Genomic DNA, 9,805 nt, shown 5'->3' on the forward strand with positions numbered 1-9,805 from the left:
AGCCGGCTGGCCCAGAGGGCCCGGATCATCTCCGGGCGTGCCTGGCGGGCGCTCTCCCCGCCCGCATGCGCCACCACGGCCTCCGGCACACAGTAACGCTCCCAGCCTGCTCGCGCCATCCGCCAGCACCAGTCTACCTCCTCCGCGTAGATCCAATAGCCCTCATCCAGCAACCCCACCGACCGGATGGCTTCCCCCCGAACCATCATCGCCGCTCCGAGAGGATGTCCGATCCGGAACGGCTTCCCTCGCGCATACCAGGCTCGAGGGTAACGCCCGTTCAGGCGGGTCTCCAGCAGGCGGGGATGAAGCGGAAACAGATCCAGGAAGAGCTGGGCCAGCCCAGGGAAATCAAAGGCGCTGTGCTGGAAGCGGCCGTCCGGATAGATCAACCGCGGGCCGCAGACCCCCGCTCGGGGTGTGGCTTCCATGAAGCGAAGCAGGATCCGAGGGGCCTCATCCAGGACTTCGGTATCCGGGTTGAGGAGCCAGACGTAACGGGGCGCAGCGGAACGGTCTGGGTACCCCATGGCCTTCAGGGCCTGATTGTTGGCGGCGGCGAACCCCCGATTCGTGGAGTTCACAATCAGACGAACCATGGGAAAGGCGGAACGGATCGCCTCCGGGGTGCCGTCGCCTGAGGCGTTATCCACCACCCACACCGAGGCCGCGAGCTCCGATCGCTCCAGCGCGGCGAAGAGGGACCGCAGCGCCCGCAACGCCCAATCCCGCACGTTCCAGGTCACCATCACAACGGCCAGATCATCCATCCACGACATCCGGTCCCGTCGGCGTGTTTTCTGACCTACCGGGATGTCCCTGCGGCACGGTGGGGAGATGGCATGGGTTCGGTAGGGGCCATCCACCAGATGTGCCCCTACCGGATCCGCACCCGGATTCGGGATTCCAGCAACGGGAGCCAGGGCCAGCCGGCGGGGGAAACCCGAATCTCAGGGGGCTGGGCCAGCGGGAGGGCCTGCAGCCGCTGGAGCGCGCCCCCCACCGATTGGCCCCGGAGCTCCTTCCGGATGCGGGCGATCGACAGACGGGGGATCGCCTTCCCCTGGGCCTGGACATTCAGACGGATGCGAGGCTGGCCTTCCTCATCGGTCTCCACCGTCGCTTCCAGGTCCTCGCACCCGGTGAAGGCGAAGCCTTCCGCGGCCAGTTCATAACCGGGAGGCACCTGCCGCGCGAGAGCGATCAGCGCCATGGCCCCGATATCGCTGCGCAATACCTTGTAGCCCACCACCCGGGCCCGCATCTCGGCTCGCAAGGCCTCCGCCGGTTCCCCAACCAAGCGATCATATCCTTCGAGCAGCGGCTCCACTCGAAGCGTCTGGGGAAGCACACAATCCTGGGGATCCAGGCCGGCCTGCAACTGCGCATACCCCTGCTGACGAAGCTGGGCGATCAGAGCCTCCCGCACCCGCTCCCGATCCGCCGCGGCCACCACCGGCACGGTTTCCAGTTTCCCACCTGTTAAAGGCTCCGGATTGCTGACCCGCAGGGAGAAGGCCAGTGGTCCTTCCACCAAGTTGATCTGATTCGGACCGACGTTGCCGGCCGGACCGGGCTCGAGGGCCCGCACCTGGGCAACAGCGGTTCCCCCAAATCCCGCCGGCACGGTCACTGAGGGGCTGATCACAAAGCGAACGGCCAGGTTGCCGCTGGCCGCCCGGACGATGGTGCCCGCAGGCACTTCCACCGGACGGGCGGTCTGATTGACCAGAACCACCTGGCCCTCCGCGTAGCCCCTCGGCTGCTCCTGGCGTCCGGTGGCGCGGGTTTCCGCCCGTCCTTCGACCACCACGGCTACGGGATACGCTGGAATCGCTCCGCGAGTCAGATCCCGGGCCACAAGGCGGGGATCCGCCATCAGGCTCTCCTTCACCGCCACCGGCTGTCCCTGAGGATGGAGGGTGACCTCCGCGGAAGGGAAAAGGAAGACAATCAGAAACAACACGGAGAGAAGCCCTAAGCCTCCGATCAGCAGACTCAGCCCGTAGGCCCAGCGAGGAAGGGGCCGGCGGCGGGCCTCTGCCCATGCCCGGATGGCCGAGGTCATCCCCAGAGAGGCCACAGGCTCCTCCCCCTCCTCCAGGATCGGCCACGAGGATCGCCAAGCAGCCTCTCGATGGGAGAAAGCCGGGATCCCCAGCTCGCGAGCGATCCGTCGTCCCTCCACGGAAGGCGTCACCAGGGCGATCCCCTTCCCGATCCCTTCCGCCAGGTGCTGGAGACGCCGCAGCAACACCGGGCTCAACGTCGGATGTTCTGCTGGAACCTCGAGGATCACTCGAGAAGCAGGGGAGATCGCGATCCGGAACCGCAGGGAAGCCCAATCATCGTCCGGCCAAACCGTGAGGATCTCCGGCGGATTCTCCGCTCCTGACGCTGGGTGATGACCTTCGTTCTTCGTCATGATGGCCTTTCTCCGGGTCCTCCAAAGCTTGAAAATCATGGAAACTTCACGCGTCAAGCTCCATCGGAACGCCTTTGGGAGGGATGCGAGCCAGGCCCCTCCCCCTAAAAAATCTCCGTAGAGCTGGGGAGGCGCCTTCATCGGCCCCCAGCTCCAAAATCTGTTGGGAAGCTCAGAAGTTACACATGGCGCATAACCCCTTCGGCTCCCATCAGGAGCAACGGGAAAAAAGGCTGAGATGGCAGAATCACAGGACAGAGCATTAGCAACCCGTCGCCCGCTCTTCGGCCCTCATCCGATCGGAATCGGTTGCCCCGGTTCCGGAATCCCTACCTGGATGTTCGTGCCCCTCAGGATCTCCCGCCATCGCTCCGGCCGTTCAGCATGCACCGGCACCAGCATACGCGGCCGCACCGCTCGGACAAAGGCGGCCAGCTCGTCCTCTCCGGCGTGGCCGGAGGCATGCAATAGCCGGGCGTGGGGATCACCCGCATCCCCAGATGTCGCACCGATTGTCCCAATTGCTCCAGATCCACCGCACAAGCATTTCCCTTTCCTCCCTTCTCCGATCGACCAGGTGGGCAAGTTCTGGCTGGACATCTGGCTGAGCTGGATCATCCCCGTGGCTGTGGGATAAAGTGGATTCGGGACCCTAAAGCCTTCATCCGGAGCAGCCCGCCGATACCAGCGCCAGCCCGACCATGTGGGTCCTAAGACAAAGCCCGCTGGAGGACGATCCCGATAGCGAGCCTCGATGGGTCCTGCCCACACTGTTGGGCGTGCCGACACCAACACATACGAAACAAAACGCTCGGGGCGGATCACCGCCATATCGAAGATGGGGTCGGAGGGGAGAACGAAAGGACACGCGGTGCCCGCCCGAGCGATCAGCCGGAAGGCCTCCCGATCATCGGCGAGGACCGACCCACATGGTAACCGGGCGAGCTCCTGAGCGATCCAGATCTCCTCCTGATCTTCGGGCATTGGCCCTGCACGCAGGATGCTCCACCAGCGAGCAATCTCGCCAGCCTTCATGGATGTCCCATCCGCTGCAATCTGGATGATGGCCAGGACCAGCAATATCCACCCTAGCCGGCGAGGGGTCCGGATCGGGATCCCGGCAAGGGCAAAAATGAACTTCAGCGCCTGATCGAACGGGCGGGGGACGATCCATCCCATCGACCATGCGCTGAGCGTCAGCAAGGGGGAGACCAGATACACCAACAAGCGCTTAGGCTGATAGCGGGCGATCAGCACGGCTACCCCCAGATAGAGGGGCGCAGAGGCCAGTCGATGCAGACCCTCCCGGGCGATCGCGCTGGGAGCCATATAAGCCTCGTCCGGCCGGAAGGCTGCCAGCAGGCTGGAGCCGGGATCGTATAGAAAGCGGAGGGGATCGCTCCCGAACAGCCACGAAACATAAATCCAGCTTCCCACGGCAACAATTGTGGGGAAAAAGAGAACCAAGAGCATTGCCAACAGATGATCCCAGGAACGAAGGCGGGTGAATAGTGGAGCTGTGACAGCGAAGGCTAAGGCGAAGAACGGCGCATAGAAGCTGGCGAAGAACCCCAGGGCAATCAACATGGCGGCGATGAACCCTGCATCGGTCTGTCCGTTCCGGGTGAAACGGAGATACTGGATCCAGGCGGCGAAGAACAACAGAATGGCCAGCACAGCGTCAAAGCTCTGGGTGGCTAAGAACATGCTGCTGGGAGCAGCCATCACCGCGACCAGCAGCCCGACCCGGAGTATGGGGGGAAAGTCCAGGCGTGCCAGACGCGTCCAGATTCCCCAGGCCAGAGCCCCGGCGCTGAGGGCGGAGAGGACGATCGCCGCCGCGGGGCGGGGCCATGGCACCAGTAACAGAATAGGCAGCGGCGGATAGGAGAACCCGATCCATTCCAGACGCCCCCGTTCCCGAATTAGCAAGGCCTTCTCAATGAGATGGGCGTGCTCATTGCTGAGAAAGCCCAGGCGCGTGGCCTCTATCCCCAGCAGCAAATAGGGAAGGCTAAGCCCCCCAATGGCGATCCCCTTCCCCAGCACAGCCTTCCAGCTCATCTCGCACCCTGCCTGCCTTGAAACCTTCTTGTTCTACCTACTCAAACGTGTCAAACGTGCTGACGATGTGTCCATTGGCTGATCCCGTGCCGGGTTTTCTCCCAGTAGAAGGGGCGGGTGAACAGCTGCCAAAGGGCCTTGTAGGCGGCAACGCTGTGCAGAACCCAGTAAATGGGATTCAGCAGGGACCAAGGGATCAGATCATCATAGCGACGCTTGAAACCCGCCAGCATATTCAGATAGATCGCAATCGCGTTCCCGAACAGAAGATTCAACAAGCTGATGTAAAGGATGGGGGGCGGAAAAACAGGATCGAGCCCCTTGGTCCCTGTTAACACCCAGATCAGGAACATTCCCCACATCCAGGGCGCACTGAGGAACGTGAGCGGCGTCCCAGCAATTAATAAAAGAAAGCCCAGCGTCCGACGCAGCCCAAGGCGCCTCAACAGATACAGAGGGCGACGGGAATGCACCAGGGCGGTCTGCATGTAGCCTTTAATCCAGCGAGAGCGCTGACGGATCCAGTTGCCGACCTGGGTGTTGGCCTCCTCGTAAGTAGTGCTGTTGATGACCCCTACCTTATAACCGGAGATATCCGCACGGATCCCAAGATCCGCGTCCTCCGTGACGTTGAACGGATCCCATCCGCCCAGTTCGCGCAGGCGATCGGTTCGGAAGTGATTGCTGGTACCGCCGAGCGGAATGGGAAGACGCAAACGATGCAACCCAGCAAGCATGTAATCAAACCAAAAAGAGTATTCCAGCGTAAACATCCGGGTCAGGAAGTTCTCCCGAGCGTTGTAATAGTTCAACGCCGCCTGCACGCAGACCAGATCCGGATCACCTTTGCGGAAAGCGATCACGGCTTTCTTCAGCTGATCCGGCTCTGGACGATCCTCGGCGTCATAGATCACCAAGAACTCCCCAGTGGCGAAGAACAACCCTACATTGCAGGCCTTTGGTTTCGTGCGCGGGACCCCAGGCGGGATCAAGACGAAGAAGAAATGGCCCGGTGGATGGGCAGCCTTCGCTGCTTCCAAGGTTTCCTTGTCATCCTCTTCGATCAGCAAAAGGACTTCCAGCTTCTCCGGCGGATAGTCCAGCCGGGCCAGGCTCTCGATCAGAGACTGGATCACTTCCGCCTCCCGATAAAGCGGGACCAGCACGGTGTAACGGGGAAGTTCTTCTTCGCGAAGAGCCGCCACCTCCTCTGAGGAGATAGCCTCCATCCGCTCATAGCGTGCTCCGACAAGGGAGGCGATAAACTTGAACAGGATCCCGGACAAGAAAAAGACATTAAGGAGCGCATTCAGAGCGATCCCGGTGAACCGCGGCGCCCAGACCAGCCCCACCAGGAGCGAAAGCAGGAACATGGATAGAACAGCGAACTGGAGAGAGGTGAGCACTGTATAGGCAGACTCCCAAGGCCTCCGATAATACAAGCCATAGGTGGCCTCAGCCAGGATGTCCGAGCGGAAGAGACACAAGAGAACCTGCCGGATATCCCACTCCGTGGTGATCCGAAATCGGGCCACGGGCACCTGGAAGCGTCGTTCCGCTTCCGCCCGCAGCGCTTCATCCGGACGACGCGCTGTGGCAATTTCCACACCCTCATCCGTCCACCGGAGAGGGATCATCCACGCGTCCTGCATTTCAGAGGCTGGATATCGCTGCACCAGCTCCGGATCAGGGGGTTCTTCCAGCAAATTCACAAAGGGATGACCCCAGAGCTCGGCCAGCGCGCGGTAGAGATCGAGGCGTCGAATGAGGCCTCGGGAGACCAGGATCTGGCCCAAGCGCTCCCGGGTTCGCTCCTGGATCTGCAAGGCCCATGCCAGATCCTCCGGACGCAACAGACCCTGCGCGACCAGATATTCCCCAAGCTGAAGTTTCATCCCTTCCGACATTCAACCCAGCCCCTGAGTCGCAGATCGGAGAGCCCCAGTGGGCTGACTTTCCATTCCCCCGGGGAATACGGCGAAGAAGACGCGATCCCTTCATCCATTCCCCTTGAGACGTTTTCCTACCGGCCACATCGCGAAGCGGCCAGGGGATCTCCCTTCCTCTGTTTAGGGTTGCGGCGTTCCGGGTGGGCCCAATCGAACCAGTCGGGGATAGATCCAGATCAGGAACACAACCACCGCAATCAGAGCCGCACCAGCTACCCAGAAACGGATCCGGGGCCATTCAATGGTCGGGGAGGGCGGCAGGGGAGCGACCTGCAATCCGCCTCCCCGCAGGCGCATCGCGATGGGGAGTGCTCCATCCGGCCAGATCCATACATCGCCGCTCAAGCCATACCATCCCAAAGCAGGGTCCAGCGCCTGGCCCAACCCACGAAGATCCGGGCGGCCTCCCCGCCGGGTCAGGAGCAGGATCTCCCGCTCCCCATCCGTGAAGGTCTGCAGCACGGCGAAGGACTGACTGATCTCCATTCGGAAGCGCTCGCGTCCTTCCACATCGATCACTCGGAACGGGCGGGGATCCAAGGGAGGGCGCAACGGGAGCACCTTCTCCGGATCCAGGGCGATCAGGAGCAGAGGGCCTGGCGTGGTCAATGCCTCTTCCCAGCTTCGGACCTGGGGGGCCAAAGCGGTCCGGGTTGTTCGCTGTAGCACGGCGATCAGCTGGGCGGCCGCCTCCATCGTTTCCAGGTTCATGGGATCCAAGCCGACGGTGAAAGCCGGCAAGAGCCCCTGGGGGAGGCGCTCGAACCCGGAGGGCAGATGAGTCCCGCGCTGGAACTGGAAGTAAGAAGCCCCTTCGATGAACACGGTGAGGGGATGAACGCCCACCCGACACTCCCCGCCTGGGGGCGTGTAGACGATCCGCAAAGTCAGAGTGTTATCCCGCCGGAGCAACCCATCGGGGAGAGCCATCCAGCGATCGAAAGGGCCCCCGGCAAGAGGCTCCCCATAAATCAGCCCGCCGTTGAGCAAGACCAGCAATTGGGCCTGACCGCCAGGTGGAATCGGGCTAACCCGGCCAGCCAGGCGCAGATGGATCCCACGCGTGGGTCCTCCCAGGTCTGCCTGGGCGAAGAATATCCGAGCCTCCATAGGCCCGGAGCCGCTCATTTGTATCTGAGGATAGCCCAGCGCGGCCAGGGTCACCTGATTTCCACCGGATGGCGTGGAGAACGATCCCTCCAGAGCGGAAACCTCCGATGCTTGCATCCCACTGAGATAGGCTGCCAGGGCTTCAACGCTGGCAGACAGAGAGCCAGGTGGCCCTGTGATCTCCAACAACGGCATCCGACTGCCCTCTGGGAACCTCAGCGCCAGCTGCGAGACCGGCCCACTGGAAAGGCGGACCCCACGAGCCCAGGGGTCTTCTGGTGGATGGAACGACACGCTGGCTGGGCGGACCGTGATCGTGAGCGGTCCGCCCTCCGCGAGACGAGCTCCGAGAGCAGCCAACCGCAGCGCCGCCGTAGCTTCCTCCAGCGAGGGAGGATCCGGTAGCTGAAGATGCAGCACTCGCAGAACCGGTGGCCAGAACTCAGCCACCCGCCCTGGAGGTTCAAGCTCTCCTTCCATGTCCACTTCCATCCGGTCCAGCTCCACGCGGAGCTGCTCCGGGGCCGCGCAGTCTTTTGAAAGCTCGGAGGCCTGAAGCCGCCATGAGAGGATCAACCGGTCAGCACGCACCTGTGCCTCCTCTAGAGGGATGGCCAGGCGCATCTCGGGGAGAGTAAGACGAGTCCACTGGATGGTTCGCTTATCCTGAGCGATCGCCAAGACAGACCCGATAGCCTCGGGGGAGACCCGAGCGCGAGCGAATAGGCGGACAGGGCGAAGGCCTCTGGGAACTGGAACGGAGAGAGGCTGCTCGGCTATCGGGCCTGCAAGGACCAGAGGTTCTGGAGCACCTAGGGAAGCTAAGTCAAACGTCCATCGTCTCCCTTGGGCCATAGCCCTTGTGGTGGTCCCTAACAGGAACAAGGAGAACAAAACTATAGCAATGATCAGAAAGCGATATTTCATGCCAAGATCCTCGTTCAATCTCGTTTGGGTAGCTCTATTCCTCAGAACAGGAAATAAGCGCTGGATTCCTGATCCTGGTCTGTATTATACAGAATCAAGCCCGCGCCCCAGCGATCTAAGGTCTGATGCTTTGTCCAGTTATAAACCGGGAATTTGAGAAACCGAAGCCAATTCAGAAGGCCATAGCCCTCCCTCAAACATCCTGAACAGCTGCAGGGATAGATAGTAGCTCTTACTCCAGGCCTAAAAAGCCCGATAGAAGCAACGAACGGCCTTCCTGCTTGGCCTGACGCTTGAGCGCCGCCAGATGCCTCACTAATCGTTCCAGATCGATCTGGCGTGATGGATCCACCACACCGCCGACGATCGAGACGGAAAGCGCCGGTGCCTGAACGGCCTCATCAAACTCTTCCAGAAGATGACGAGCGACAGGACTGAGGATATGCGGCTGAGTGAAGATCACGAAATCGTCTCCTCCGATGTGGCCAATGAAATCCCGGGCCGGGTCCCCATATCGTGCCATCACCCTTTCTAGAAGGCGGGCAAAGGACTGCAATACCCGATCCCCTTCCAGAAAACCATAGCGATCGTTGAACTCTTTAAATCGATTGAGGTCAATATATGCGATTCCAAACGGCTGATTCCCCTGCAGACGATGGCGAAGCTCTCTCTCGATCTCCGGATTGCCCGGTAGACCGGAGAGCGGATTGGTCGAGCGTTCCCGTCGGGAGCGACGGAGATGCATCTCCACACGGGCAAGCAATTCCGGAATCGCCACCGGCTTGGTAAGGTAATCATCCGCACCGGCCTCAATCCCCCGCAACTTGTCTTCGATGCGCCCCAGGGCCGTTAGCATCAGGACCGGGACGGTCCGCAAATGCCATAGCTGCCGTAAGCGTCGGCAGACCTCGAAGCCGCTCAGATCTGGCAGCATCACATCCAGCAGAATCAAATCTGGTGGATCATTTCTTGCCTTCTCCAGCGCGGTGGAGCCATCCTCAGCGACCTCCACCCGATGACGTGCATTACGCAAAACCGCAGCCACCAATTCCCGCAAGGCAGGATCATCTTCCACCAACAGCACATGGGCCCCAGATTCAGACATTCTCAGAAACCTTCCACCTAAGATAGATAAAAGTTGGTCAAGCAACTTATCCGTTCCGGCACAGGCGGACGATCTCGTCAACGACATCATTCACAGAGGGCACCAGGCGATCCGCATACGCCTCCAGAACCTCCGCTTTCGGGCCAGGGTGCGGAGCGACCCCGAACACAGTCAGGCGGACCGACATCCCCAGCTCATACAATCGGCGGACCGTTCGGAATACCC

At 61.4% G+C, this 9,805-nt stretch carries 6 protein-coding genes; all 6 read right to left on the bottom strand.

The window, feature by feature from the left end; translation table 11 throughout:
- The coding region (locus tag NZM16_RS02610; protein WP_295478331.1) for a glycosyltransferase family 2 protein at positions 1-770 on the bottom strand (770 nt) is incomplete at its 3' end.
- Positions 771-877: 107 nt separating this feature from the next.
- Complete coding sequence (locus NZM16_RS02615) at positions 878-2,425, bottom strand: baseplate J/gp47 family protein (protein WP_295478334.1); 1,548 nt, start codon at positions 2,423-2,425, stop codon at positions 878-880.
- Between the two features lie 291 nt (positions 2,426-2,716).
- Complete coding sequence (locus NZM16_RS02620) at positions 2,717-4,489, bottom strand: MBL fold metallo-hydrolase RNA specificity domain-containing protein (protein WP_295478338.1); 1,773 nt, start codon at positions 4,487-4,489, stop codon at positions 2,717-2,719.
- 50 nt (positions 4,490-4,539) lie between these two features.
- On the bottom strand, positions 4,540-6,384 hold the full coding sequence (locus NZM16_RS02625; RefSeq protein ID WP_295478341.1) for a glycosyltransferase: 1,845 nt from the start codon (positions 6,382-6,384) through the stop codon (positions 4,540-4,542).
- Between the two features lie 174 nt (positions 6,385-6,558).
- Positions 6,559-8,139, bottom strand: a complete 1,581-nt coding sequence (locus NZM16_RS02630) for a cellulose biosynthesis cyclic di-GMP-binding regulatory protein BcsB (protein ID WP_295478344.1) — start codon at positions 8,137-8,139, stop codon at positions 6,559-6,561.
- A 568-nt stretch (positions 8,140-8,707) separates the two neighbouring features.
- Complete coding sequence (locus tag NZM16_RS02635; RefSeq protein WP_295478346.1) at positions 8,708-9,580, bottom strand: response regulator; 873 nt, start codon at positions 9,578-9,580, stop codon at positions 8,708-8,710.
- Positions 9,581-9,805: the final 225 nt, after the last annotated feature.

Origin of the sequence: Thermoflexus sp. (genome assembly GCF_025055495.1) — a bacterium.
In the GTDB taxonomy this organism is placed as follows: domain Bacteria; phylum Chloroflexota; class Anaerolineae; order Thermoflexales; family Thermoflexaceae; genus Thermoflexus.

Coding starts and splice junctions, on each gene's coding strand:
- NZM16_RS02635 (WP_295478346.1), bottom strand. CDS start 9,580: ATGTCTGAATCTGGGGCCCATGTGCTGTTGGTGGAAGATGATCCTGCC.
- NZM16_RS02620 (WP_295478338.1), bottom strand. CDS start 4,489: ATGAGCTGGAAGGCTGTGCTGGGGAAGGGGATCGCCATTGGGGGGCTT.
- NZM16_RS02625 (WP_295478341.1), bottom strand. CDS start 6,384: ATGAAACTTCAGCTTGGGGAATATCTGGTCGCGCAGGGTCTGTTGCGT.
- NZM16_RS02615 (WP_295478334.1), bottom strand. CDS start 2,425: ATGACGAAGAACGAAGGTCATCACCCAGCGTCAGGAGCGGAGAATCCG.